This is a genomic window from Streptomyces sp. NPDC051452 (genome assembly GCF_044454765.1).
Lineage (GTDB): Bacteria > Actinomycetota > Actinomycetes > Streptomycetales > Streptomycetaceae > Streptomyces.
This window is the reverse complement of record NZ_JBITEB010000020.1, coordinates 1-24,630: the sequence shown is the minus strand read 5'-3', so window position 1 is coordinate 24,630 and position 24,630 is coordinate 1. Positions and strand designations below refer to the sequence as shown.

Sequence of the window (24,630 nt, the reverse complement as noted above, 5' to 3'; positions counted from 1 at the left end):
CAGGAGAACGTGCGGCAGAGCCAGTTTAATGAAGGCGTTCCGGCTGTCTAGCCTTTCATTGCATCAATCTTCGTCGGATGCACTGCGGATTTCGCAGGCGTTCCCGTCGACTTCCGGCCTTTCCTCGCTCTCCGGGGCCTCACCGTCCAGCATGCGCTGGGCCGCAGCGCGGTGCAGGTGGGCCGAGGCGGGGTCGCCGAGCCGCTCCAGGGTGTCGGCCAGCCGCAGCTGGAGCGCGGCCTGCAGACGGGTGTCCTCGGCCCGCCTCGCCCACTCCACCGCCAGCCGGCAGGTGCGCAGCGATTCGGCGGGCCGGCCCGCGTACTCCTGCACCCGGGCCAGCTCGCTCAACGCCCGCGCGTGTGCGGCGACATCGCCACCCTTGCGGTAGCCCGCGACCGCGGCCCGCCAGTTCCTGAGCGCCTCCCCGTAGCGGCCCGCGTAGGTGTGGGCGCCCGCGATCCGGCCGTACAGCCGGGCGGCCTGCTCGCGCTCGCCGCGGGCCAGCCGCTCCCCCAGGGCCCGGCCGAACCAGTCGGCGGCCCGGTCGTAGTCCCCCAGCTCCTGGTAGGCGCCGCCTACGGATTCCATCGCGCGGCCGGTCGCGTACGGGTCGTTCGCCTCGCGTCCGGCGTCCAGCGCGGCCCGGTAGCGCACCAGCGCGTCCCGGGTGCGGCCGGTCTGCGCGTCCAGATCGCCGAGGTTCAGCAGGGCGGCGGCCTTCTCCCGGGGCAGGCCGCGGCGCTCGGCGACATCGAGGACGAGGCGGTGCACGCCGTACAGGTCGGGGGCGGCGGCCTGGGTGCCGACATGGGCCACGATGGCCCTGACCAGCTGGGACATCAGCCGCCTCGCCAGGGTGTCCAGCTCGCCGTCGGCCACCGCGAGACGCGCGGAGGCCAGCAGCGCGGGGCGCCGCACACGCAGCCAGTCGGCGGCGGCGCGGGGATGGGGGAAGCGCACCTCGCGGGGCATCGCGCCGAGCTTCTCCCGGGCCTGCGGGCTGTCCGTCTCGGTGATCGCCCGGCAGGACTGCAGCAGCCGTACCGTCCGCTCCAGCATCCGGGCCCGGGCCAGCTGCAACTCCGCGGGCCGCTCGTGGCTGACGGCGAGGGAACGCAGCAGCGGGTGCAGACAGCCGGGGACGTCGTACTGGGGCAGCGGGCCGTCCGTCGCGCGCAGCAGACCGTGGGCGACGAGGTCGTCCAGGACTGCGCGGGCGCCGTCGACCGAGCTGCCGGCGAGGGAGGAGGCGGTGTGCGGGTCGATCAGCCCGGCCGGGGCCAGCGAGAGCAGCCGCAGCAGCCGGGCGGCCGGAGGGGGCAGCTGGGCGTGGACGAGCCGGAGCACCCGGGCCAGCGGGGTGGTGTCGGCGCCGTCGTCGGTGTCGGCGTGCAGCCGCTTGGCGAGATCGGAGACGGCGGCCTGGGGGCGCGCGGCGAGCCAGCCGCCGGCCAGGACCAGGGCGGCCGGGTGGCCCTGGCAGGCCTCGACCAGGCTCTCGGCGGAGCGCGGGTCCACGGTGACGCGGACCGATCCGGTGAAGCCCGTGAGCAGTTCGACCGCGGACTTGGTGTCCAGGCCGCCGAGGGTGCAGGGGCGGACGTCGGCGATGCCGGTGAGCGGGCCGCCGGAGACGGCCACCGCCAGGCAGTGGGGGGTCTCCGGGAGCAGCGCGTCGACCTGTTCGGCGCCGGCCGCGTCGTCCAGCAGGAGCAGCGCCCGCCGGTCGGCGAGGGCCGCGCGCAGCGCCGCGGTCAGATCGTCCTCGGCGGCTCCGGCGGGGGCGGCCAGATCCAGCGCGCCGAGCAGTTCGCGGGCGGTGCGCTCGACCGGGACGGGGGTGCCGTCGGGTTCGCTGAGCCGGGCCCGCAGCACCCCGTCGGGGTAACGCTCGGCGACCTGCCGGACGAGTTCCTCGGCGAGCGCGGTACGGCCCGAACCGGGGCGCCCCGCGATGAGCAGCACCCGCGCGCGGGGCGCCTTGCGGCCCGAGAGGGTGTCCAGGCCGGCGCGTTCGATGTCGGCCCGCAGCTCCTTCAACTCCCGGGTGCGGCCCAGGAAACGGCCTTCCACGGCCGGGTGCGCGGACAGTCGCGCACCGTCTGTGTCCACCGCCTGATCCGTCACGGGCCACACTCCCGTCCCACCGCACGCGCAAGCCCGCCGGTGTCTTCCGGAACGGGCGTTTCCCGAGCCTAGTTCACTCTCTGCGACGTTCCGTGAGGAGCGCGGCGGACACATCGCCCGATCGGATCAGGCGATGGTCACACCAGTGGGCCGTACGGGTGCGGCTCAGGCGTCGAAGGGGCGGGCCGGCCACGGCGCGGTGGCCGGGCGCAGCGCCTCCAGCCCGTCCCCGCTCCGGGCGGCGACCAGCGACAGAACGCCCACCACCAGGCAGTTGTTGTGCACGTCACCGGCGAGGATCCGGCGCACCAGCTCGTCGACCGGCACGCGCGCGTGCTCCATGTCGGTCTCCTCGTGCTCGGCCTCGAAGCGCTCCCCCTCGGCCTCGGAGAGGTCACGGGCCAGGAAGATCCGTACGGCCTCGTCGCAGCCGCCGGGCGTGGTGTACACGTCGGTAAGCACCCGCCAGTCCTCGGCCTTGACGTGCGCCTCCTCGTACAGCTCGCGCTGGGCGGCGTGCAGCGGGTTCTCGCCGGGCACGTCGAGCAGGCCGGCCGGGATCTCCCACAGCTTGTGGCGCACGGGGTGGCGGTACTGGTTGATGAGCAGGACCCGGTCCTCGGCGTCCAGGGCGAGGACGGCCACCGAACCGGGGTGCACCTGGTAGTCACGGCGGACCACCGAGCCGTCGGGCATGACCACGTCGTCCGTGCGGACGGAGGTCTTGTTGCCCACGAACGGGGTCTCCGTCGCCCGGATCTCCCACTCCACGGGGGTGTCCTTGATCGTCATGCCCTGTCCTTCCACACACGCGGTTGACCACCGGCCCGATACGCAGGCCGGGGTGCCGACCTTCGCGGGTCGGCACCCCGGCCACCGTACAACCGGTGTGTTACTTGGCGTTCTTCCGCTCCACGGAGGCCTTCACCAGGCCGGCGAAGAGCGGGTGCGGGCGGGTCGGCCGCGACCGCAGCTCGGGGTGCGCCTGCGTGGCGACCAGGTAGGGGTGGACGTCGCGCGGGTACTCCACGTACTCGACGAGCTTGCCGTCCGGGGAGGTGCCGGAGAACTGGATGCCGGCCTTCTTCTCCAGCTCCGCGCGGTAGGCGTTGTTCACCTCGTAGCGGTGGCGGTGCCGCTCCTCGATGTACTCCTTGCCCTCGTACACCTCGCGGACGATGGAGCCCTCGGCCAGCTTCGCCGGGTACATGCCCAGCCGCATGGTGCCGCCCATGTCGCCCTCGCCGGCCACGATGTCCATCTGCTCGGCCATGGTGGAGATGACCGGGTGGCCGGTGGCCGGGTCGAACTCGGTGGAGTTGGCGTCCGGGATGTCGGCCAGGTTGCGCGCGGCCTCGATCACGATGCACTGCAGGCCGAGGCAGAGGCCGAGCAGCGGGATCTTGTTCTCGCGGGCGTAGCGGATGGCGCCGACCTTGCCGAGCACACCGCGGTCGCCGAAGCCGCCGGGGATGCAGATGCCGTCGACGTCCTCGAGCTGGGCCTTGGCGCCGGCCGGGGTCTTGCAGTCGTCGGAGGTGACCCACTTGATCTTCACCCGGGCGCGGTTGGCGAAGCCGCCGGCGCGCAGCGCCTCGGTCACCGACAGATAGGCGTCGGGCAGGTCGATGTACTTGCCGACCAGGGCCAGGGTGATCTCGTGGTCGGGGTTGTGGACGCGGTCGAGCAGGTCGTCCCAGGTCGTCCAGTCCACGTCGCGGAACGGCAGGTCGAGCTTGCGCACCACGTAGGCGTCCAGGCCCTCGCCGTGCACGGTCTTGGGGATGTCGTAGATCGAGCGGGCGTCGGGGCAGGCGACGACGGCATCCTCGTCGACGTCGCACATCAGCGAGATCTTGCGCTTGATCGCGGTCGGCACCTCGCGGTCGCAGCGCAGCACGATCGCGTCCGGCTGGATACCGATGTTGCGCAGGGCGGCGACGGAGTGCTGGGTCGGCTTGGTCTTCAGCTCGCCGGAGGGACCGATGTAGGGCAGCAGCGAGATGTGGACGACGAAGACGTTGTCCCGGCCGACCTCGTGGCGGACCTGGCGGACGGTCTCCAGGAACGGCAGCGACTCGATGTCGCCGACCGTGCCGCCGACCTCGGTGATGACGACGTCCACCTCGTCGGTGGCCATGCGCCGGATGCGGTGCTTGATCTCGTTGGTGATGTGCGGGATGACCTGCACGGTGTCGCCCAGGTACTCGCCGCGCCGCTCCTTGGCGATCACGGTGGAGTACACCTGACCGGTGGTGACGTTGGCGGAGCCGTCCAGGTTCCGGTCGAGGAAGCGCTCGTAGTGGCCGATGTCCAGGTCGGTCTCGGCGCCGTCGTTGGTGACGAACACCTCACCGTGCTGGAAGGGGTTCATCGTGCCCGGGTCGACGTTCAGGTAGGGGTCGAGCTTCTGCATCACGACGCGCAGGCCGCGGGCCTTGAGCAGCATGCCCAGGCTGGAGGCGGTGAGGCCCTTGCCGAGAGAGGAGGCGACACCCCCGGTGACGAAGATGTGCTTGGTCGTCGTAGATTTCGGCGGCATGGCCAAGAGGGGGCTCCCGTGGTCGCTGACTGTCGTGCGGTACGGCGTTTCCGGAGCGGAAGCTTCCGGGGTGCCGTCGCTTGCGGTTCGGGGGCTTCAGGCCCACCGGTCCACGGGCTACCAGGGTATCAGCGCCTGAGGGAGATGGCTTCCGGCCACGCTCCGCGTCCGCCCGGCCACGAGGCGGTGACACCAGCCGTGACACGCCATGCTCCGGTCACACGATTCTCACCGGCTGCTCACTCGTTCGGCCCACACCGGTTGCCCGGAGCGGGACGCAGATCATCTACGTGCGTCGTATCCTGCTCGGACACTCGCTGCCGAGCCCGGCCGGAACGACGGCACCACCCCCGCCCGTATCACCCGGAACAACGAGAGCGCGGCAGTTCGTTGAGCAAGGACTGTCGTTTTGCCTCAGGGCTCGGCGGGCTGCTTTGCTTCACCGCTCAACGACGCACAACAAACGACCCCCTTGACCGCACTAGCGACAGCCCCCTGCGCGGGGGTGACGTGGCCGTTCGACTGGAGTTGCACGTGGCCGGGCGCATCGAAGACTACGCACTCATCGGAGACATGCAGACCGCCGCGCTGGTCTGCCGGGACGGCACGGTGGACTGGCTGTGCCTGCCCCGCTTCGACTCGCACGCCGTCTTCGCCGGCCTGCTGGGCACCGAGGAACACGGATTCTGGCGGCTCGGCCCGGCGCACGCGGCCGACGCGCAGCCGCCCACGGCCGCCCGGCGCGGCTACCGCGGCGACTCGCTGATCCTGGAATCGGAGTGGGACACCCCGCGCGGCACGGTCCGCGTGACCGATTTCATGCCCCCGCGTGACGGCGCGCCGCAGCTGATCCGGATCGTGGAGGGCGTCACCGGGCGGGTGCCGATGCGCTCGGCCCTGCGGATGCGGTTCTCCTACGGCCGGGTCGTGCCGTGGGTGCACAAGCACGAGGGCCGCACGGTCGCGGTCGCCGGGCCGGACTCGGTGTGGTTCGACACGGAGGCCGAGACCTACGGCAAGTCGCTGACGACCTACTCGGACTTCACCGTGGCCCCGGGCGACCGGATCGCCTTCACGATCTCGTGGGAGCCCTCGCACAAGCAGCCGCCCGCGCTGCCGGAGCCGGAGCAGTCGCTGCAGGCCACCGAGGACTTCTGGCGCGACTGGGTGGAGCACTGTACGTACCACGGCCCGTACCGCGAGGCCGTGGTCCGCTCGCTGATCACCCTGAAGGCGCTGACGTACGCGCCCACGGGCGGCATCGTCGCGGCCCCCACCACCTCCCTGCCCGAGGACATCGGCGGGGTGCGCAACTGGGACTACCGCTACACCTGGCTGCGGGACGCGGCGATCACCCTGTCCTCGCTGCTGCGCACCGGCTACCGCGAGGAGGCCCGCGCCTGGCGCGAGTGGCTGCTGCGCGCGGTCGCCGGCGACCCGGAGAACCTGCAGATCATGTACGGCATCGCGGGCGAGCGCGAGCTGGGCGAGGCCGAGCTGGACTGGCTGCCGGGCTACGAGCTCTCCGGCCCGGTCCGGGTCGGCAACGGCGCCGCGCACCAGCTCCAGCTGGACGTGTACGGCGAGGTCACCGAGGCCCTGCACCTGGCCCATATGACGGGCCTCGCCCGCAACGACTACGCCTCCCTGCTCCAGCTGAAGCTGATCCGCTACCTGGAGGACCACTGGCAGGAGCCGGACGAGGGCATCTGGGAGGTGCGCGGCCCGCGCCGGCACTTCGTGCACTCCAAGGTGATGGCCTGGGTCGCGGTGGACCGCACGATCAAGCTGATCGAGTCCGGTGACGCGGACGGCCCCCTGGAGCGCTGGAAGGAACTGCGCGAGGACATCCACCGGGACGTGTGCGAGAAGGGGTACGACAAGGAGCGCAACACCTTCACGCAGTCCTACGGCTCCCAGGAGCTGGACGCCTCGCTGCTGCTGATCCCGCAGATGGGCTTCCTGCCGCCGGACGACAAGCGGGTGATCGGCACGATCGAGGCCATCCAGCGCGAGCTGTCCACCTCGGACGGCTTCATCCTGCGCTACCCGACCGAGGGTGCCGACGAGGGCGTCGACGGCCTGCCCGGCGACGAGGGGGCCTTCCTGGCCTGCTCGTTCTGGATGGCGGACGACCTGGCGATGATCGGCCGGGTGGACGAGGCCCGCAGGCTGTTCGAGAAGCTCCTCGCGCTGCGCAACGACCTCGGCCTGCTCGCCGAGGAGTGGGACCCGCGTCTGCAGCGCCAGGTCGGCAACTTCCCGCAGGCCTTCAGCCACGTCCCGCTGATCGACACCGCCCTGCGGCTGACGGCCTCCGGGGCGTACGGCGGCTGAGCGCGACCGGGCCGGGGCCCCCGCCTAGTCTGGGCATCGGACCCTTTCGCGAAGGGTGGCGGCCATGGCTCCCCTCTCGAAGGCGGGCGCGGCCCTCGCCGCGCTGCGCGAAGACCTGGTCGGTGCCGTGTTCGCCCCGGGCGATCCGGGCTACGACGAGGCCCGGGGCGTCTTCAACGCCGTGATCGACCGGCGGCCGGCCGTGATCGCCCAGTGCGCGGACGCCACCGACGTGGTGCGGGCCGTGCGCTTCGGCCGGGATCTGGACCTGCCGATCGCGGTGCGCGGCGGCGGCCACGGCCTGGCCGGAGCGGCCCGGGGCGACGGCGCGCTCGTGGTGGACCTGCGCCGGATGCACCGGGTGGCCGTCGACCCGCGGGCCGGGGCGGTCCGGGTCGGGGGTGGCGCCACGATGAGCCACCTGGACCGGGCCACCCAGCCCTACGGCCTCGCCACCACCGGCGGGCGGGCGTCCACCACCGGGGTCGGCGGCTTCGTCCTCGGCGGCGGCACCGGATGGCTGGACCGGGCCTTCGGGCTCGCCGCCGACAATCTGCTGGGCGTGGAGCTGGTGACCGCCGACGCCGAGCGGGTGCGGGCGAACGTCGACGACAACCCCGAGCTGTTCTGGGCGCTGCACGGCGGGGGCGGCAACTTCGGCATCGCCACCGCGCTGACCCTGCGCCTGCACGAGCTGCCGGAGTTCTCCCTCGTCCTGCTGATGTTCCGGCCCCGGCTCGGACCGGAGGTGATCAGCGCCTTCCGCGAGATCGTCCGCGCCGGGCCCGACGAGGTGGGCGGCGCGGTGCTGTACCAGTCCGGGCCGCCCGGCCGGCCCACGCCGCCCAAGTCGTCGGACGGGCCGCTGTGCGCCGCGGTCCTGACGTACGCGGGCGATGCGGACGAGCTGCGGCGGCTCGCCGCGCCGGTGCTGGCGCTGCCGCACGAGGCAAAGCTGGCCGGTGACCTGCCCTACGCGGACGCGCAGCGCGTGCTCGACCAGCCGCCCGGACTGCGCGGCCACTGGTCGGCGGAGTGCCTGTCCGCGCTCCCCGACGACCTGGTGGAGGTCTTCTGCGCCCGCGCGGACGGCATGCCGGGGCAGGCCGGCAGCCGACAGCTGCTGTTCCCGCAGGGCGGGGCGATCGCCGCCGGTCCGCGCGAGTTCCCGGTGCCCTACCGGGACGCCGCCTGGACGGTGCACCCGTGCGCCCGCTGGGAGGACCCGGCCGACGACGAGCGGGCGGTCGCCTGGGTGCGGGGTGTCCGCAGTGCCGTACGACCCTGGAGCACCGGCGCCGTCTGTCCGAACCTCATCGGGGACGAGGGCCCGGAGCGGGTCCGGGCGGCGCTGGGCGAGGGCAGCACGCTGCGCCTGGAGAAGGTCAAGCGGCGCTTCGACCCGGACAATGTGTTCCGCTTCAACCACAACATCCGGCCGGTGTAGCCGCCCTGCCGGGCCCGGCCGTCAGCCGCGGCTGTCCTCCGGGCGTTCGCGCAGGTAGCGTCCGCTGCATGGACAGCGGTACGGAGAGCAGACTCGCCACACAGGGCGCCGGGATCACCGTTCAGCGCGCGCTGGAGCTGCCCGGTCTGCGCAGCGGGCTGCCGGAGATCGTGGCGGGCGCCGACCGGCTGGGCCGCACCGTGCGCTGGGTGCACGCGGGCGAGGTGCCGAACATCGCCTCGCTGCTCAAGGGCGGCGAGCTGCTGCTCACCACCGGCTACGGTCTCGGCACCCGGCCCGCCGATCAGCGGGCGTTCGTCCGCACCCTCGCCGAGCGCGGGATCGCCGCCCTGGTGGTGGAGCTGGGCCCGCGCTTCACCCGGCTGCCGGCCGCACTGGTGGACACCGCGCGCGGCGCCGGGCTGCCGCTGGTCCAGCTGCACCGCGAGGTGCCGTTCGTGGCGGTGACCGAGGAGATCCACACCGAGATCGTCAACGGGCACTACGCGCTGCTGCAACGGGCGGAGGAGGTGCACCGGCGCTGTACCGAGGCGCTGTTGAGCGGTGGCGGGGTGCCGCAGGTGCTCGGCATCCTGGCCGACTTCGGCGGCAATCCGGTCTTCCTGGAGGCGGCGGACGGCCGGCTGCTGTACGCCGCCGGGTCCGGTCCCGAGGGCGCGGATCCGTTGCAGGTGTGGGAGGGGCTGCGCGGCCCGCACAAGGACGCCCCGCCGCCGGCCGGTTCGGTGCTGGTGGACGTGCCCGGCGGTGGGCCCGGTACGGCCGGCTCGGTGCGGGCCCGGCTGGTGCTGCTGCCGGTGCGCTCACCGCTGGCGCCGGTGCACCGGATCGCCGCCGAGCGGGCCGCGGCCATCCTGGCCGTCGTGCTGATGCAGGCCCGCCAGGAGGAGGAGCTGGCGGCGCGCGGGCGCGGCGACTTCCTCACCGATCTCGCCGAGGGCCGGATCGCGGCGCACGACGCCCCGGCGCAGGCCCGGGTCCTCGGCTTCAAGCCCGGTGACAGCCCGCTGCTGCCGGTGGTCATGCGGCTGGGGGACTCCCTCTCCCCCGAGGGGGGCGCCCGGGGTGACACGGCCGAGCGTGGAGGTGGCTGGGCGGTGCCCGCGAGGGCGCTCTCGGAGGAGCTGGCCGCGCTGGGCATGCCGGTGCTGCTGGGCGTGCGACCGGTGGAGGGCCGGGTCCTGGTGCTGCTGGCGCTGCGCTCGGAGTCGGAGCGCCCGGTGGTCGCCGACCGGGTGGCGGCGGCGCTGCGCGCGGGTGTGGAGCGGGCCGGGGCGCGGCGGCCCGGCGCTTCGCCGCCAGTGGTGGTCGTCGGCGTGGCGGGGGGCTGGGCGGCCGCCTCGGCCGGGCTGCGGCACGCGGCGGAGACGGCGGCTGCGGCCCAGGGCCTGACCGACCGGCCCTGGTACGACGCCCGCCGGCTCGACATCGACCTGCTGCTGTGGCGGCTGCGCGACCATCCGGACCTGGCGGCCTTCGTGGACCGCGCGATCGGCCCGCTGCGCGACCACGACCACCGCTCCAAGCCGCCCCTGCTGCCGACCCTGGAGACCTATCTGGCGCATGCCGGCCGCAAGGCGGAGACGGCACGCGAACTGCACCTCAACCGCCAGACCCTGTACAACCGCCTCGCCCGTATCGGGGAGTTGCTCGGCACCGACCTCGACGACCCGCAGACGGTACTGGCCTTGAGCCTGGCCCTGCGCGCCCGCCGGCACGTCCCCTAGGCGAGCGGCCTTGGCTGGGTCAACTCGTCGTACACGCTGAGCACTTGGGCGACCGTCTCGTCCTCCGTGGGCCAGCCGGCGGCCTGCCGTACCCCGCGTTCCCGCAGCAGCTCGCGCCGTGCGGGATCGGCGAGCAGGCGGACGACGGTCGCGGCGAGCGCGTCCGCGTCGCCGTACGGGACGAGTTCGGCGGCGTCACCGACGAGGTCCGGGATGCCGCCGACGCGGGTGGCGACGAGCGGCACCCGCGCGTGCAGCGCCTCCTGGGCGAGGACGGACCGCGACTCCCAGTCGCTCGTCAGCAGTGCCAGATCGGCGGCGGCGAGCAGTTCGGGCACGTCGTCGCGGCGGCCGATGAGCCGCACCGGCAGCCGCTCGTCCTCGATTCGCCGCTGCAGCTCCGCCCGCAGCGGGCCCTCCCCGGCGATGACGACCAGCGGCACCGGGTCCAGGTCGCGCCAGGCGCGGGCCGCGTCGAGCAGGACGCCGTAGCCGCGGTGCCGTTCGAGGGAGCCGACCGCGATGAGCAGCGGCCGGCCGGTGGTGCCGAGTTCGGCCCGGGTCTTGGGGCGCAGCCTGTCGGGGTCCTCGGGCGCGGGCCGGCGCTGTCCGGGCAGACCGACCGCCGCGAGCCGGGCGTCGCGCGCGCCGCTGCGGCGCGCCTGGTCGACCAGGTCGGAGCTGGTGCCGAGGACGACGGCCGCCGTCTTCGCCACCCGCCGCTCCAGCAGGCGCAGCAGATGCCCCCGCGCGCCCTCGGCCCGTGCCCGGTTGTGCCAGGTGACCACCAGCGGGGTGGACCGGCCGCCGAGGGCGAGCGCGGCCCGGAAGGAGGCGTGCAGCCCGTGCGCGTGCACCAGGTCGGCGTCGGCGCAGGCCGCCCGGAGCGCGGCCACGGAGGCCGGGGCGCTGCTGCGCGGGACGTGCACGTGCGCGGCGCCGGTCCCGGTGAAGCCGTAGGCGCGGTCGGCCTCGAAGGGGGCGCACACCGTGACCCGCACGCCCCGCGCGACGAGTCCCTCGGCGAGGGAACGTACGTGCGCGCCGCTGCCGGCGTTGCCTCCGCCCAGCACCTGCACGGTGCGCAGCGGCGACTGGCCGTGCGGTGCGTTGCTGCTCAGGGGGGTCACGGGGCCCGGACTCCTGGTTCGGCGTGGGGTGGTCACGAGGGAACGTACAGAAGGTAGCGGGCTCAGGGGGGTGCACGGACGTACCCCGCGCGCCCGCGGCCCGGACTGTCCCGGCCCGCCGCCCGCCCGCGGTCCCCGCCAAGCATGCCAGGCCGTGGGGCCGTTCCGGGAAATCCGTGGGGGCGCAGCGTGCGGCGGCCCGGGGCAATGCGCCGGAGCGCGTCACCCACACGGGTGAGACAGTCCGGGGTGGGAACCCCGGCGCGGCCGACCGGTGTCCGACCGCGTCCGCCGAGGCCGGACGCTCACCACGACCGCGCCCACGCGCTCACCCGGTCCCCGTGCCGGGCGGCGACCACGACGGCGACGGCGTGCGCGAGCAGCCCCGCGCGCCGGTTGCCCGCCACGACGGCCGCCCCCAGCGCGGCGCCCAGGGCGTGCGCCCCCGTGTCCCCGATCATGACGCGTTCGCCGAGGTCGTCGGGGAGCACGGCGGCCGCCACGCCCAGCGCGGCGGCGGCCAGTTCGCCGGCCGGCCCCGCGCGCAGGAGCCCCGGTGCCCCGAGCGCGAGCACCGCGCCCACGGCCCGCCCGGGGCGCACGTCGAGGAGGTTGACGAAGTGGGCGGTCCCGGCGATCACGACACCGGCCAGCACCCGGTCGGCCGGGCGTTCCTTCAGCAGGGCCCCGGCCGCCAGCCCCGCGGCCGACACCCCGAACAACTTGACTGCGCCGCTGGTGACTTCGCCGTCCCGCAACGCCTTCAGATGAGCCCGAAAGCCGCGCCGGTGGTCCCCGGCGACATCGTCGTAGGCCCCGCAGGCCCCGGCCGCCAGGACCGCGAGCCCGGCTCCGGGGTGGACGCGCGCGGCGCCCACGGCCGCCGCCACGGCGGACGCCGGCCCGGCGTACATCCCCACGGTCCGCCCGGCGTGGTTGCGCCGCTCCCAGCGCGCCGATCCGCCGGGCGGGCCGGCGCGCAGCAGGGACATGCCCGCGCGGGTGAGGGCGGCGGTGAGCGTGAGGGACCGGATCCGGTCCCTCACCCGTCGGCCCGGGCGGTCGCCAACAACTCCTCCGCGTGCGCGCGGGCCGTCTCGGAGTCCTCCTGGCCGGCCAGCATGCGGGACAGCTCACGCACGCGTTCCTCGCCCTCCAGCACCTTTACGCCGGACCGGGTGACGGACCCGTCGTTGGTCTTCTCGACCAGCAGCTGCCGGTCGGCGAAGGCGGCGACCTGGGGCAGATGGGTGACCACGACGACCTGCGCGGTCCGGGCGAGCTTGGCCAGCCGCCGGCCGATCTCCACCGCCGCCTTGCCGCCGACACCGGCGTCGACTTCGTCGAAGAGGTAGGTCGGTACGGGGTCGGTGCCCGCGAACACCACCTCCACGGCCAGCATCACGCGGGACAGCTCACCGCCGGACGCGCCCTTGGCGATGGGCCGGGGCGGGGCGCCCGGATGCGGGGCGAGCAGCAGCTCGACCTCGTCGACGCCCGACGGGCCGTAGGCGACGGCCCGCCCGCCGACCTCGACGCCCTCGGGGTCCTCGGTCTGGCGGATGTCGAAGGACACGCGCGCGTGCGGCATGGCCAGCGAGGCCAGCTCGGCGGTCACGGCGGCGGCGAACCGGTCGGCGGCGCCGGTCCGGGCGTCCGTCAGCGCCTGCGCGAGGCCGCTCAGTCCGGCGCGCAGCGCGTCCCGCTCGGCGGTCAGCTCCTCGATCCGCTCGTCGTCGCCGTCCAGTTCCGTCAGCCGCCCGGCGCTCTGCTCGGCCCAGGCCAGGACGGCGTCCACGTCCTCGCCGTACTTGCGGGTGAGCGCGGTGAGCGCGGCCCGGCGCTCCTCCACGGCGGCCAGCCGCAGCGGATCGGCGTCGAGATCGTCGGCGTACCCGGCCAGCTCACCGGCGACGTCGCCCAGCAGGATCCCGATCTCCCCGATCCGTTCGGCGAGCGCGGACAGCGCCGGGTCGTGCGACCGCACGGCCTCCAGTGCCCGGTGGGCGCCCGCGACCAGCGTCGAGGCGTCGATCCCCTCGGGGTCCTCGGGGTTGCCCGCGAGGGCGGCGTGCGCGGCCGTCGCGGCGGACGACAGCGCCTCGGCGTGCCCCAGCCGTTCCGCCTCCTCGGCCAGCTCCACGTCCTCACCGGCCCGCGGCTCCACGGCGGCGATCTCGTCGAGCCCGTACCGCAGCAGGTCGGCCTCCTGCGCCCGCTCACGCGCGCGCGTGGTGATCTCCTCCAGTTCGGCGGAGACGGCCCGCAGCCGCCGGTAGGCCTCGGTGTACTTGGCGAGCGGCACGGTGACCGCGTCCCCGGCGTACCGGTCGAGCGCCTGCCGCTGCCGGGACAGCTTCAGCAGCCCCTGCTGGTCGGTCTGCCCGTGCACGGCCACCAGGTCGTCGGCCAGCTCGGCGAGCAGCCCCACCGGCACGCTGCGCCCGCCCAGATGAGCCCGCGAACGGCCCTCGGCGGAAACGGTACGGCTGATCAGCAGAGCCCCGTCGTCCAGTTCGGCCCCGGCCTCCTCGGCGCGCACGAGGGCGGCGGCGTCCGCGGGTACGGCGATCCGCCCCTCCACGACCGCCTTCTCGGCCCCGATCCGCACGAGCGCCGGGTCCGCCCTGCCACCGAGCAGCAGTCCCAGGCTGGTGACGACCATGGTCTTGCCCGCACCCGTCTCGCCGGTGACGGCCGTGAACCCGGGCGACAGCTCGACCACGGCATCGTCGATGACCCCGAGCGACCGTATCCGCATCTCCTCCAACACGGAACAGACCATACGAGGTCCAGGGCGGGGAGCGCACATGGGCCGCCCGAACCGCTAGTGCGGCGCCCCCCGCCACCCGGTGGTCGGCAGCGCGAACTTCGCGACAATCCGATCCGTGAACGACGAGTGATGCAGCCGCGCCAGCCGCACGGGCACGGCTCCCCGGCGCACCTCGACGCGGGCGCCGGGGGGCAGCTCCACGGTCCGCCGCCCGTCGCACCACAGCACCCCCGGCGGGATGTGCGGCAGCACCTCCACGGCGAGCACCGAATCCGGCGAGGTGACCAGCGGCTTGGCGAACAGCGCGTGCGCGCTGATCGGCACCATCAGCAGCGCCTCCACCTCGGGCCACACCACCGGCCCGCCGGCGGAGAAGGCGTACGCCGTGGACCCGGTCGGCGTGGACAGCACGACCCCGTCGCATCCGAAGCCCGTCACCGGGCGCCCGTCGATCTCCAGCACCACCTCGAGCAGCTTCTCGGCGCCCGCCTTCTGCACGGCCGCCTCGTTCAGCGCCCAGTCGGTGTGCACGATGTCGCCGTTGCGGTGCACGACGACATCGACGGTCATCCGCTCCTCGACCTCGTACGACCGCGCCACCACCCGGTCGACCACCCGGTCGAGGTCGTCACGCTCGGCCTCGGCGAGGAACCCGACGCGTCCCAGATTGACGCCGAGCATCGGCACCCCGGAGGCCCGCGCGAACTCGGCGCCCCGCAGCAGCGTGCCGTCGCCGCCCAGGACGATCAGCAGCTCGCACCCGTCGAGGCACTGCGCGGTGGCCTCCTTGACCAGCTGCACCTCGTCGGGCAGCGGCAGATCGCATGCCTCCTCCTCCAGCACCCGCACCCCGATGCCGTGCCGCAGCAGGCCCTTGACGACGAGTTCCGCACTGCGGATCGCCGCGGGCCGCCCGGTGTGGGCCAGCAGGAAAACAGTTCGCGCCCGGTTCTGTGTCAACGCGGCCCCTCCGCCACTGCACGGTCGACGTCGGCCGGGTCCAGTGCGGGAGCACCGGACCGCAGCCAGAGAAAGTACTCGACGTTCCCCGAGGGGCCGGGCAGCGGACTCGCGGTGACGCCACGCACCCCGAGCCCCAGCTCCCAGGCCTTCTCGGCCACTGCCCGCACGGACTCCGCCCGCAGCTGCGGACTCCGTACGACACCCCCGCTGCCCAGCCGTTCCTTGCCCACCTCGAACTGCGGCTTGACCATCATCACCAGGTCGGCGTCCGGCCCCACGCACCGCTTCAGGGCGGGCAGCACCAGTCCGAGCGGGATGAAGGACAGATCGCCCACCACAAGATCCACAGGCTTCCCATCGATCACCTCGAGCGTCAACTCACGTACGTTCGTACGGTCCTTGACGGTGACGCGTTCATCGCTCTGCAGAGACCAGGCGAGCTGGCCGTAGCCGACGTCCACGGCGACGACGTGCGCGGCGCCCGCGCGCAGCAGGACATCGGTGAAGCCACCGGTGGACGCGCCGGCGTCCAGCGCGCGCCGGCCCTCGACGACGAGCCCCTGGGGCCCGAAGACCGCCAGCGCGCCGGCGAGCTTGTGGCCGCCGCGGGACACGTAGTCCGGATCGCTGTCGTCGCTCTGGACCACGATGGCCGCGGCGGTCTCCACCTGTGTGGCCGGCTTGGTCGCCACGGTCCGGCCGACGGTGACCCGGCCTGCGACGATCAGCTGGCTGGCGTGCTCGCGCGAGCGCGCGAGCTTCCGGCGGACCAGCTCCGCGTCCAGACGGCGGCGTGCGACTCCTGCCACGTTCGGTTCAGCTCCTGCTCTGGTGCGACATCGGTGACGTCGGGTACGGCGATGAGGGCGCCGGAGGTTCCGGACGGGCGTCGAGCGCGGTGAGCGCGTCGCGCAGCCCCCGGTGTACATCCTCGTACACCTCGACATGCCCGTCGGTGGCGAGGTGGTCGGCGTCGGCGAGCCGCTCCAGCCGGGCGTCGATCTCGGCGTTGCCGGTGGCGGTGCGGGCGACGCCCACCGGCGCCGGGGCGGCGGGGTCGGACTCGGGCTCTGTGACGATCGCGGCGGCCGGCGGTACGGCGGCGGCCTCGGACACGGACTCGCTCATGCCCAGACGCTACCTCGAACCACTGGGGTACCGTCGGTGGCGATGGCCACCGTGGAGGAGTGCCGCGCCGCACTGGAGAAGCTTTCGGACAACATGCGAGGAGCCGAGGGCGACGTCCGTGCTGCCGCCGCCCTGGAACGCTCGGTGAGCTGCCACATCACCGATCTCGACGTCACCTTCGCGGGCCGGATGACCGGTGGCCGGATCGAGGTCGACGACACCCGCCCCGGCCCGCCGCGCGAGCAGGCGCGGATCAGACTCGCCCTGGCCGGTGACGACCTGGTGGCCCTGGTGGACGGCGGGCTGAACTTCGCGACCGCCTGGGGCAGGGGCCGGGTGAAGCTGGAGGCGAGCCTGCCGGACCTGTTCCGGCTCAGGAAGCTGCTGTGACCCGCCGGGCGCGGGCCTTGCGCGCGGCCGGCACCACCAGCGGGGTGCCCGTCTGCGGATCGTCGATGACCTGACAGCGCAGCCCGAACACCTCTTCGACCAGTTCGGCCGTGACGATCTCGTTCGGCGCGCCCTCGGCGATCACCTCGCCGCCGCGCAGGGCGATGAGGTGGGTGGCGTAGCGGGCGGCGTGGTTCAGGTCGTGCAGGACGGCGACCAGGGTGCGGCCCTGCGTCTCGTGCAGCTGCGCGCACAGGTCGAGCACGTCGATCTGGTGCTGGATGTCGAGATAGGTGGTCGGCTCGTCCAGGAGCAACAGGGGGGTCTGCTGGGCCAGCGCCATGGCGATCCACACCCGCTGCCGCTGGCCGCCGGACAGCTCGTCCACGTACCGGTCGGCCAGCTCGGCCACCCCGGTCCGCCGCATCGACTCCCGGACGACCCGCTCGTCCTCGGTGGACCACTGCCGCAGCAGACCCTGGTGCGGATAGCGGCCCCGGCCGACCAGGTCGGCGACGGTGATGCCGTCGGGCGCGATGGACGACTGCGGCAGCAGGCCGAGGGTCCGCGCGACCTTCTTCGCCGGCATCGACTGGATGACCTGCCCGTCCAGCAGCACCCGGCCCTCGCTGGGCCTGAGCATCCGCGACAGCGCCCGCAGCAGCGTCGACTTGCCGCAGGCGTTCGGGCCGACGATCACCGTGAAGGAGTTGTCGGGGATCTCCACCGACAGCTGTTCGGCGATCACGCGCTGGTCGTAGGCGAGGGTGACGTTCTCGGCGGACAGGCGGTTCACAGTGCTCCTCGGGGTGTTGGTGGGCGCGCCGCTCATATCCGGCCCGCCTTGCGCTCGGTGACCAGCAGCCACAGCAGATAGCAGCCGCCGAGGACGCCGGTGACCACGCCGACCGGCAGCTGGTCGGCGCCGAAGGCGCGCTGCGAGGCCCAGTCCGCCGCGACCAGCAGGGCGGCGCCCATGCACAGCGAGGGCACCAGATTCGGCCCCGGGGACCGGGTCAGCCGCCGGGCGAGCTGCGGCGCGGTGAGGGCCACGAAACCGACGGGTCCGGCGGCGGCCGTCGCGGCCGCGGTCAGCAGCACGGCGCAGACCAGCAGCAGCATCCGGACGCGCTGCACCCGCACCCCGAGGGCGTGGGAGACGTCGTCGCCCATCTCCAGCATCCGCAGGCCGCGCGCGTTGCACAGGACCAGCGGCACGACGATCGCGCAGAGGGCCAGCAGCGGCCATACCTGCGACCAGTCACGGCCGTTGAGGGAGCCGGTCATCCAGACGACCGCGCGGGCCGCGTCGACCAGGTCGGCCTTGGTGAGCAGATAGCCGTTGACCGCGGTGACGACGGCGGAGACGCCGATGCCGACCAGGACCAGCCGGTACCCGTGCACGCCCTGCTTCCAGGCGAGGAGATAGATCGCGAGACCGGTCACCAGTCCGCCGATCAGCGCGCCCAGGGTGACCTCGGTGGCGCTGCCGGACATCAGCACGATCACGACGAGCGCGCCGGCCGTCGAACCCTGCGACAGGCCGAGCACGTCCGGGGAGCCCAGCGGGTTGCGGGAGACGGACTGGAACAGCGCGCCGCCGAGACCGAGGGAAGCGCCGACCAGCAGACCCACCAGGACGCGCGGCAGCCGCAGCTCGTCGACGATGAAGTCCTGGTACGCGGTGCCGTTCCCGGCGAGCGTCCTGAGCACGTCGGCCGCGGGTATCCGGGCGTCACCGGTGCCGATCAGCGCGACACCGGCGGCCAGGGCGGCGACCAGCAGGAGGACGACGACGATCAGGGCCCGCGGGTCCAGCCGCAGGGAGAGCCCGCCGGGGGTGCGCACGGCACGGCTCCTGGAGGGAGTCTTCACAGCTGGGCCGTCCTTCGCCGTCGTACGAGAAAGATGAAGACCGGGCCGCCGATGATCGCGGTGACGATGCCGACCTGGAGCTCGGCGGGGCGGGCCACCACCCGGCCGATGACATCCGCCCCGAGCAGCAGCACGGGCGACAGCACCGCGGCGTACGGCAGGATCCAGCGCAGGTCGGGTCCGGTGAAGGAGCGCACGACGTGCGGGACCATCAGACCGACGAACACGATCGGACCGCAGGCCGCGGTCGCGGCACCGCACAGCACGGTCGCGGCCAGCATGGCCAGGGCGCGGGTGCGTCCGAGACCGGCGCCGAGCGCCCGGGCCGTGTCGTCGCCCATCTCCACGGCGTTCAGCGGCCGGGCGAGGGCGAGGGCCAGGACCGTGCCGGCCACGAGGAACGGCAGCACCTGGTGGACGGTCGCGTCCGTCGCCGAGGACAGCGAACCCACCGTCCAGAACCGCATCCTGCCCAGCGCCGCGTCATCGGTGATCATCACGGCCTGCAGATAGCCGTACAGGGCGGCGCTGATCGCCGTACCGGCGAGCGCCAGGCGCACCGGGGTGGCGCCCCGGCTGCCGCCGAGGAACCACACCAGCGCGCCGACCGCCGCCGCGCCGAGGAAGGCGAACCACACATAGCCGGTGAGGCTGGTGACACCGAAGAAGGTGATGGCCGTGACGACGGCCGCGGACGCACCGGCGTTGATGCCGAGCAGCCCCGGGTCGGCCAGCGGGTTCCGGGTGAGCGCCTGCAGCACCGCGCCCGCGAGACCGAGCGCGGCACCGGCCAGCAGACCGAGGAGCGTGCGCGAGAGCCGCTCGTCCACGACGACGTCGCCGTAGGTCCCCGTGTCGTGGAACAGGCCGTGCCAGACCTGGTCCAACGGCAGCGCTTTCGCACCGACCGCGATACTCGCCAGGGCGACGAGCAGCAGGACCGCGACGGAGAGCAGGATCCCAAGGATCCTCACCGCCCGACGAGTTGGGGGCGCGGGGGCGCTCTCCGCGCGCTGTACCGGGGGACTGTCGACCAACACGAGGTTAGGTTAGCCTACCCTCGCATACGGTCTCGATCCCCGGGTGGTGCCTTCCTCGGCTTCACAGTCCCAGCCGCGCCAGCGCCTTCGCCCCGTCCAGCGCGCACGAACCGTCCCCCGCCGAGGTCCAGGCCGCCGCGCACAGCGCCCGCAGCCCGTCCAGCGCCTCGCCGTCGCCGTCCAGCTCCAGCCGGTCCGCGCCGGCGGTCGCCGTCCAGCCACCGCAGCGGAACCCCTCGCCCGCCTCCGCGACCTCGGGCTGCCCGGTGAGCAGACCGCGCAGGTCGGCGTCCACATACGTCGGCCGGTGCCGCGGCCGGGCGGCCAGCAGCTGGGGCCCGTCGGTGACACCGGTCAGCACCAGCAGCGAGTCCACCCCGCCGTTGAAGGCGCCCTCGATGTCCGTGTCCAGCCGGTCCCCGACCACCAGCGGCCGCTCGGCACCCGTCCGGATGATCGTCTCCTTGTGCATGGGCGGCAACGGCTTGCCCGCCACCTGCGGATCCGCGCCGGTGGCGATCCGCACGACCTCCACGGCCGCCCCGTTGCCCGGCGCGATCCCCCGCCCGCTGGGAATCGTCAGATCGGTGTTGGACGCGAACCACGGCACCCCGCGCGCCACCGCGTACGAGGCCTCCGCGAACCTGCCCCACGGCAGGTCGAGTCCGCCGTACCCCTGCACCACCGCCGCCGGATCGTCGTCCGCCGACTCCACCGGGACCAGCCCGCGTTCGCGCAGCGCCACCCGCAGCCCCTCGCCGCCGATCACCAGCACCCGCGCCCCCCGCGGCACCTGCTCGCTGATCAGCCGCGCGACGGCCTGCGCGGAGGTGATGACGTCCTCGGCCCCCGCCGGTATCCCCAGCTCCGTCAGGTGCTCGGCCACGCTGTCCGGCGTCCGCAGCGCGTTGTTCGTGACGTACGCCAGACGCATCCCGCCCTCGCGCGCCGCCGCCAGCGATTCCACCGCGTGCGCGATCGCGTTCCCGCCCGCGTAGACCACCCCGTCGAGATCGAGCAGCGCCGTGTCGTACGCCTCGCTCAGGGGCCGCCCACTGCCCTCGGGCCTCGTCCTGACGCCCTGGCTCATGTTCATCGCTCCTCGTTCACTCGCGTTTCCCCCGATCATCCCGCATGCCGCCCGCACACGTACGATGCCGGGATGAACACTGCAGGTCACTCGGAAGCAACGGCGCGCCGAGGCCTGGAACTCACTCCGTTCCGCGGCCTTCGTTACGACCCCGAACGGGTCGGCAGCCTGGCCTCCGTCACCTCTCCGCCGTACGACGTGGTCGTACGCCCCGATGGTGTGCACCACCTCCAGTCGGCCGACCCGCACAACATCGTCCGGCTGATCCTGCCCCAGGCCGGCACGTCCAGCGCCCGCACCGAGCAGGCGGCGGACACCCTGCGCCGCTGGCTGGACGAGGGCATCCTCACCGTGGAACCCGAGCCGTGCCTGTACGTGTACGAGCAGCGGGACGGCAACGGCATGCTCCAGCGCGGCGTCATCGGCGCCCTGCGCGTCTCGGAGCCCGAGGAGGGCCTTGTCCTGCCGCACGAGGACGTCATGCCGCTCGTGGTCGCGGACCGCGCCGCCCTGATGCGGGCCACGCGGGCGAACCTGGAGCCGCTGCTGCTGACCTACCGCGGCAACGGCACGGCCGCCGAGGTCGTCGAGCGCACGGCGTCCCTCCCACCCCTGCTGGCCACGACCACGGAGGACGGCTACCAACACACCCTGTGGTCCGTCACCGACCCGGTCGACATGGCGCTCGTCCAGTCCGAACTCGCCCGCCACCAGGCCCTGATCGCCGACGGTCACCACCGCTGGGCGACCTACCTGCGACTGCGGGCGGAACACCCCTCCCCCAGCCCCTGGGACCACGGACTGGTCCTCCTGGTCGACACCGTCCGCTACCCGCTGCGGGTGCGCGCCATCCACCGGCTGCTGCACGGCCTGCCGGTCGCCGACGCGCTGGCCGCCGTGGACGGCCTGTTCCGGGTACGACGCCTCGACGCGGCGCAGCCCGAAGCCCTGGCGGCGCTGGCCGACGCCTCCTGCGAGGGCAACGCCTTCCTGCTCGCCGGGGACGGCGGCTACCACCTGCTCAGCCACCCCGACCCCGCCCTGCTGGCCCGGACGATCCCGGCGGACCGCCCGGCCGCCTGGCGTTCCCTGGACGCCACGGTCCTGCACTCCACCCTCCTCGAACACGTCTGGCACATCCCCGAGGACTCCCCGGCCCACATCGCCTACATCCACGACACGGCGGCCACGGTGGAGAAGGCCGAACGCGACGGCGGAACGGCCGTGCTGATGCACCCGGTCCGCGAGGAGGTCGTACGCGAACTGGCCCGCCAGGGCGTGACGATGCCGCGCAAGTCGACCTCCTTCGGCCCGAAGCCGGCGTCGGGTCTGGTGCTGCGGGCACTGGAGATCTGAGACGGGCGCGGGCACAGGCACGGGCACGGGCACGGGCACGGGCACGGGCACAACGGCAAGGGGGCAGGCTCCTGGCGGAGCCTGCCCCCTTGCCTCGTCTGGCGTCCGTGGCCGACGTCAGTGCTTGTCGTCGTCCTGAGCGGCGTCCGCGGAGTCGCCCTCGACCTGGGCCTCGTCCTCGTCCTCGGCCTCGGTGTTGGCCTCGGTGTCGGCCTCGTCCTTGGTCACGGCTTCGGCTTCGGCTTCGCCCTCGGTGTCGGCCTCGTGCTCGTCCTTCGTCACGGCCTCGGCTTCGGCTTCGGCTTCGGTGTCGTCCTTGGCCTCGACCTGGGTCTCGGTGTCGGTCTCATCGAGGGCGTCCATGAACTCCACGCCGTCGAGCTCGGCCAGCCGGTCCGAGGCGTCCGTGCTTCCGTCCCGGTCGGCCTCGACGGCCTTCGCGAACCACTCGCGCGCCTCACCCTCCCGGCCCCCGGCCAGCAGGGCGTCCGCGTAGGCGTACCGCAGGCGCGCGGTCCACGGCTGCACGGAGTTGGAGGCCAGCTCGGGGCTCTGCAGCGTCACGATGGCCGCGTCCAGCTGCCCCATGTCACGCCGGGCGCCGGCCGCGACGAGTCGCATCTCCACCTGGCCGGCCTTGTCCAGCTTCTGCACCTCCGGAGCACCGGCCATGTCCAGCGCCTTCTCCGGCCGCCCGAGCCCGCGTTCGCAGTCGGCCATCACCGGCCACAGGTCCGCGCTACCGGACATGCGCCGGGCCGCCCGGAACTCGGCGAGCGCCTCGCTGTACTTCTGGCTCGCGTACGCGGCGAAGCCGGCGGCCTCGCGTACGGCGGCCACACGGGACGCCAGGCGCAGGGCGACCTTGGCGTAGCCGTACGCACCCTCGGGGTCCTCGTCGATGAGGCGAGCGACCATCACCAGGTTCTTGGCGACGTCTTCCGCGAGCGTCTTGGGCAGGCTCTGCAGCTCCTGCCGGACGTCCTTGTCGATCTCCTCGCCGGTGACGTCCTCCGGGATCGGCAGCCGCTTGATCGGCTCACGGTCCCGGTCCCGCTCGTCACGGAACTGGCCACCACCACGCCGGTCGTCGCGCCCGTCACGCCCGCGGAAGCCACCGGGGCGGGCGCCGCGGTCGTCCCTGCGGGGTCCGCGGTCATCGCGGCCCCGGAAGCCACCTCGGTCATCGCCACGCCGGTCGTCGCGGCGGTCATCCCGGCGGTCGTCGCGGCGGAAGGGCGGGCGGTCGCCACCACGGTCGTCGCGGCGGTCATCGCGACGGAACGGAGGACGGTCGCCACCGCGGTCGTCGCGCCGGTCATCCCGGCGGAACGGAGGACGGTCGCCACCGCGGTCGTCGCGCCGGTCATCCCGGCGGTCGTCACGGCGGAACGACGGGCGGTCGCCACCACGGTCGTCACGGCGGTCATCCCGGCGGAACGGAGGACGGTCGCCACCACGGTCGTCACGGCGGTCATCCCGGCGGAACGGAGGACGGTCACCGCCACGGTCGTCACGGCGGTCATCCCGGCGGAACGGAGGACGGTCACCGCCACGGTCGTCACGGCGGTCATCCCGGCGGAACGACGGGCGGTCGCCACCGCGGTCGTCACGGCCACGGAAGCCGCCACGGTCGCGGTCGTCGCGCTGAAAGCCCGGGCGGGAGCCGCGGTCGCCCTCGCGGCGGAAGCCACCGCCACGGTTGTCATCACGCCGGTCGCCACCACGGTCGTCACGGCGATCGTCACGGCGGAAGGGCGGGCGAGCGCCACCGCGGTCGTCGCGGCGGTCATCGCGACGGTCATCGCGGCGGAACGGAGGACGGTCGCCACCGCGGTCGTCGCGCCGGTCGTCACGGCGGAACGACGGGCGGTCGCCACCACGGTCGTCGCGCCGGAACGACGGGCGGTCGCCACCGCGGTCGTCACGGCCACGGAAGCCGCCACGGTCGCGGTTGTCGCGCTGAAAGCCCGGGCGGGAGCCGCGGTCGCCCTCGCGGCGGAAGCCACCGCCACGGTTGTCATCACGCCGGTCGCCACCACGGTCGTCACGGCGCTCATCGCGGCGGAAGGGCGGGCGGGCGCCACCACGGTCGCCGCGGTCACGGTCGTCACGCCGAGCGAACCCGCCCCGGCTGTCGTCACGCCGGCCGTGGCCACCACGGTCGTTGTCGCGACGGTCGTTGTCCCGACGGAAGCCACCACGGTCACCACGGTCGCCGCCGCGGTCGCCCCGGTCACCACTGTCCCGTCGGCGCTGGTCGCGCTCCGGTCGGTCCTCGGGAGAGTTGGTGGACATGGTGACTCCTGTCTTCGGTACTGCAAGTAGTGTAAAAACGAAAGGACCCCTGGTCCCAGCTGAACGCTGGGACCAGGGGTCCTTCCAAAGATTGTTCGGCGGCGTCCTACTCTCCCACAGGGTCCCCCCTGCAGTACCATCGGCGCTGTGAGGCTTAGCTTCCGGGTTCGAAATGTAACCGGGCGTTTCCCTCACGCTATGACCACCGAAACCCTAATGGTTTCGAGCGAACAAGCACACTCTTCTTTTGTTCTGCTCGAAGCCGGCAACAGGCGTTGCCTCAGAACTAACACAGTGAACGCGAGCATCAATGGACAAGCCCTCGGCCTATTAGTACCAGTCAACTCCACCGGTTACCCGGCTTCCATATCTGGCCTATCAAC

At 73.5% G+C, this 24,630-nt stretch carries 21 protein-coding genes and 1 rRNA gene; 6 read left to right on the top strand and 16 right to left on the bottom strand.

The genetic code is table 11. The annotated features are described in order from the left end of the window. Positions 1 to 63 precede the first annotated feature (63 nt). The 3 genes from ACIBA9_RS33210 to ACIBA9_RS33200 all read right to left on the bottom strand — a co-directional run bounded on the left by ACIBA9_RS33210 (position 64) and on the right by ACIBA9_RS33200 (position 4,672). Entirely contained in the window at positions 64 to 2,130 is a 2,067-nt protein-coding gene (locus tag ACIBA9_RS33210) for a tetratricopeptide repeat protein (RefSeq protein ID WP_399368899.1), read from the bottom strand. A gap of 165 nt (positions 2,131 to 2,295) precedes the next feature. Beyond that, on the bottom strand, positions 2,296 to 2,922 hold the full coding sequence (locus tag ACIBA9_RS33205; protein WP_362160618.1) for an NUDIX hydrolase: 627 nt from the start codon (positions 2,920 to 2,922) through the stop codon (positions 2,296 to 2,298). Between the two features lie 100 nt (positions 2,923 to 3,022). Beyond that, complete coding sequence (locus tag ACIBA9_RS33200) at positions 3,023 to 4,672, bottom strand: CTP synthase (RefSeq protein WP_399368897.1); 1,650 nt, start codon at positions 4,670 to 4,672, stop codon at positions 3,023 to 3,025. Between the two features lie 534 nt (positions 4,673 to 5,206). On the opposite strand from ACIBA9_RS33200, the gene ACIBA9_RS33195 reads away from it, so the two are divergent. From ACIBA9_RS33195 to ACIBA9_RS33185, 3 genes are all read left to right on the top strand, one after another. Next, positions 5,207 to 7,009 (top strand): glycoside hydrolase family 15 protein, encoded by a 1,803-nt coding sequence (locus tag ACIBA9_RS33195; RefSeq protein ID WP_362160901.1) that lies wholly within the window; start codon positions 5,207 to 5,209, stop codon positions 7,007 to 7,009. Positions 7,010 to 7,073: 64 nt separating this feature from the next. Further along, complete coding sequence (locus ACIBA9_RS33190) at positions 7,074 to 8,456, top strand: FAD-binding oxidoreductase (protein WP_399368895.1); 1,383 nt, start codon at positions 7,074 to 7,076, stop codon at positions 8,454 to 8,456. 68 nt (positions 8,457 to 8,524) lie between these two features. Further along, positions 8,525 to 10,204, top strand: a complete 1,680-nt coding sequence (locus ACIBA9_RS33185; RefSeq protein WP_399368893.1) for a PucR family transcriptional regulator — start codon at positions 8,525 to 8,527, stop codon at positions 10,202 to 10,204. Here the strand turns inward: ACIBA9_RS33185 and ACIBA9_RS33180 are convergent. The 6 genes from ACIBA9_RS33180 to ACIBA9_RS33155 all read right to left on the bottom strand — a co-directional run bounded on the left by ACIBA9_RS33180 (position 10,201) and on the right by ACIBA9_RS33155 (position 16,198). Next, positions 10,201 to 11,334, bottom strand: coding sequence for a glycosyltransferase family 4 protein (locus ACIBA9_RS33180; protein WP_399368891.1), 1,134 nt, complete (start codon positions 11,332 to 11,334; stop codon positions 10,201 to 10,203). The two genes, ACIBA9_RS33185 and ACIBA9_RS33180, sit on opposite strands and share 4 nt — an antisense overlap. Before the next feature lie 305 nt (positions 11,335 to 11,639). Further along, positions 11,640 to 12,326 carry a hypothetical protein gene (locus ACIBA9_RS33175; RefSeq protein ID WP_399369103.1) on the bottom strand — a complete coding sequence of 229 codons (687 nt, stop codon included), beginning with the start codon at positions 12,324 to 12,326 and terminating at the stop codon, positions 11,640 to 11,642. Between the two features lie 50 nt (positions 12,327 to 12,376). Continuing rightward, positions 12,377 to 14,119: a DNA repair protein RecN gene (recN, locus tag ACIBA9_RS33170; protein ID WP_399368889.1), complete on the bottom strand. Its 1,743-nt coding sequence runs from the start codon at positions 14,117 to 14,119 to the stop codon at positions 12,377 to 12,379. Between the two features lie 42 nt (positions 14,120 to 14,161). Further along, the gene (locus ACIBA9_RS33165; protein ID WP_362160604.1) at positions 14,162 to 15,067 is read right to left on the bottom strand and encodes an NAD kinase; all 906 of its coding nucleotides are present in this window, start codon (positions 15,065 to 15,067) and stop codon (positions 14,162 to 14,164) included. Beyond that, positions 15,064 to 15,879, bottom strand: a complete 816-nt coding sequence (locus ACIBA9_RS33160) for a TlyA family RNA methyltransferase (RefSeq protein WP_362160601.1) — start codon at positions 15,877 to 15,879, stop codon at positions 15,064 to 15,066. The genes ACIBA9_RS33165 and ACIBA9_RS33160 overlap by 4 nt, the downstream gene beginning before the upstream one ends. A 7-nt stretch (positions 15,880 to 15,886) precedes the next feature. Further along, complete coding sequence (locus tag ACIBA9_RS33155) at positions 15,887 to 16,198, bottom strand: hypothetical protein (protein WP_399368887.1); 312 nt, start codon at positions 16,196 to 16,198, stop codon at positions 15,887 to 15,889. A gap of 42 nt (positions 16,199 to 16,240) precedes the next feature. Between ACIBA9_RS33155 and ACIBA9_RS33150 the strand changes: the two genes are divergently transcribed. Next, positions 16,241 to 16,588, top strand: coding sequence for a sterol-binding protein (locus tag ACIBA9_RS33150; RefSeq protein ID WP_362160596.1), 348 nt, complete (start codon positions 16,241 to 16,243; stop codon positions 16,586 to 16,588). On the opposite strand, the gene ACIBA9_RS33145 is transcribed toward ACIBA9_RS33150, so the two are convergent. From ACIBA9_RS33145 to ACIBA9_RS33130, 4 genes are all read right to left on the bottom strand, one after another. Beyond that, entirely contained in the window at positions 16,572 to 17,420 is an 849-nt protein-coding gene (locus ACIBA9_RS33145; protein WP_399368884.1) for an ABC transporter ATP-binding protein, read from the bottom strand. The two genes, ACIBA9_RS33150 and ACIBA9_RS33145, sit on opposite strands and share 17 nt — an antisense overlap. Beyond that, positions 17,417 to 18,463, bottom strand: a complete 1,047-nt coding sequence (locus ACIBA9_RS33140) for an iron chelate uptake ABC transporter family permease subunit (protein ID WP_362160591.1) — start codon at positions 18,461 to 18,463, stop codon at positions 17,417 to 17,419. The genes ACIBA9_RS33145 and ACIBA9_RS33140 overlap by 4 nt, the downstream gene beginning before the upstream one ends. Next, positions 18,460 to 19,503 (bottom strand): FecCD family ABC transporter permease, encoded by a 1,044-nt coding sequence (locus ACIBA9_RS33135; protein WP_399368882.1) that lies wholly within the window; start codon positions 19,501 to 19,503, stop codon positions 18,460 to 18,462. Before ACIBA9_RS33135 ends, ACIBA9_RS33140 begins: the two co-directional genes overlap by 4 nt. A gap of 61 nt (positions 19,504 to 19,564) precedes the next feature. Beyond that, complete coding sequence (locus tag ACIBA9_RS33130; RefSeq protein WP_399368880.1) at positions 19,565 to 20,593, bottom strand: HAD-IIA family hydrolase; 1,029 nt, start codon at positions 20,591 to 20,593, stop codon at positions 19,565 to 19,567. Positions 20,594 to 20,665: 72 nt separating this feature from the next. On the opposite strand from ACIBA9_RS33130, the gene ACIBA9_RS33125 reads away from it, so the two are divergent. Further along, positions 20,666 to 21,949, top strand: coding sequence for a DUF1015 domain-containing protein (locus ACIBA9_RS33125; protein WP_399368878.1), 1,284 nt, complete (start codon positions 20,666 to 20,668; stop codon positions 21,947 to 21,949). 117 nt (positions 21,950 to 22,066) lie between these two features. Here ACIBA9_RS33125 and ACIBA9_RS33120 read toward each other — a convergent pair whose 3' ends face one another. From ACIBA9_RS33120 to rrf, 3 genes are all read right to left on the bottom strand, one after another. Continuing rightward, a complete protein-coding gene (locus ACIBA9_RS33120) occupies positions 22,067 to 22,975 on the bottom strand; it encodes a hypothetical protein (RefSeq protein ID WP_399369101.1) in 909 nt (302 codons plus the stop codon). Beyond that, complete coding sequence (locus ACIBA9_RS33115) at positions 22,867 to 24,189, bottom strand: hypothetical protein (protein WP_399369113.1); 1,323 nt, start codon at positions 24,187 to 24,189, stop codon at positions 22,867 to 22,869. The genes ACIBA9_RS33120 and ACIBA9_RS33115 overlap by 109 nt, the downstream gene beginning before the upstream one ends. Before the next feature lie 151 nt (positions 24,190 to 24,340). Beyond that, positions 24,341 to 24,457 (bottom strand): 5S ribosomal RNA (gene rrf / locus ACIBA9_RS33110). Between rrf and ACIBA9_RS33105 the strand changes: the two genes are divergently transcribed. Beyond that, on the top strand, positions 24,446 to 24,630 hold a 185-nt coding region (locus ACIBA9_RS33105; protein WP_399368876.1), incomplete at its 3' end, for a hypothetical protein. The two genes, rrf and ACIBA9_RS33105, sit on opposite strands and share 12 nt — an antisense overlap.

Coding starts and splice junctions, on each gene's coding strand:
- ACIBA9_RS33150 (WP_362160596.1), top strand. CDS start 16,241: ATGGCCACCGTGGAGGAGTGCCGCGCCGCACTGGAGAAGCTTTCGGAC.
- ACIBA9_RS33130 (WP_399368880.1), bottom strand. CDS start 20,593: ATGAGCCAGGGCGTCAGGACGAGGCCCGAGGGCAGTGGGCGGCCCCTG.
- ACIBA9_RS33145 (WP_399368884.1), bottom strand. CDS start 17,420: ATGAGCGGCGCGCCCACCAACACCCCGAGGAGCACTGTGAACCGCCTG.
- ACIBA9_RS33205 (WP_362160618.1), bottom strand. CDS start 2,922: ATGACGATCAAGGACACCCCCGTGGAGTGGGAGATCCGGGCGACGGAG.
- ACIBA9_RS33185 (WP_399368893.1), top strand. CDS start 8,525: ATGGACAGCGGTACGGAGAGCAGACTCGCCACACAGGGCGCCGGGATC.
- ACIBA9_RS33125 (WP_399368878.1), top strand. CDS start 20,666: ATGAACACTGCAGGTCACTCGGAAGCAACGGCGCGCCGAGGCCTGGAA.
- ACIBA9_RS33175 (WP_399369103.1), bottom strand. CDS start 12,326: ATGTCCCTGCTGCGCGCCGGCCCGCCCGGCGGATCGGCGCGCTGGGAG.
- ACIBA9_RS33155 (WP_399368887.1), bottom strand. CDS start 16,198: ATGAGCGAGTCCGTGTCCGAGGCCGCCGCCGTACCGCCGGCCGCCGCG.
- ACIBA9_RS33190 (WP_399368895.1), top strand. CDS start 7,074: ATGGCTCCCCTCTCGAAGGCGGGCGCGGCCCTCGCCGCGCTGCGCGAA.
- ACIBA9_RS33200 (WP_399368897.1), bottom strand. CDS start 4,672: ATGCCGCCGAAATCTACGACGACCAAGCACATCTTCGTCACCGGGGGT.
- recN (WP_399368889.1), bottom strand. CDS start 14,119: ATGGTCTGTTCCGTGTTGGAGGAGATGCGGATACGGTCGCTCGGGGTC.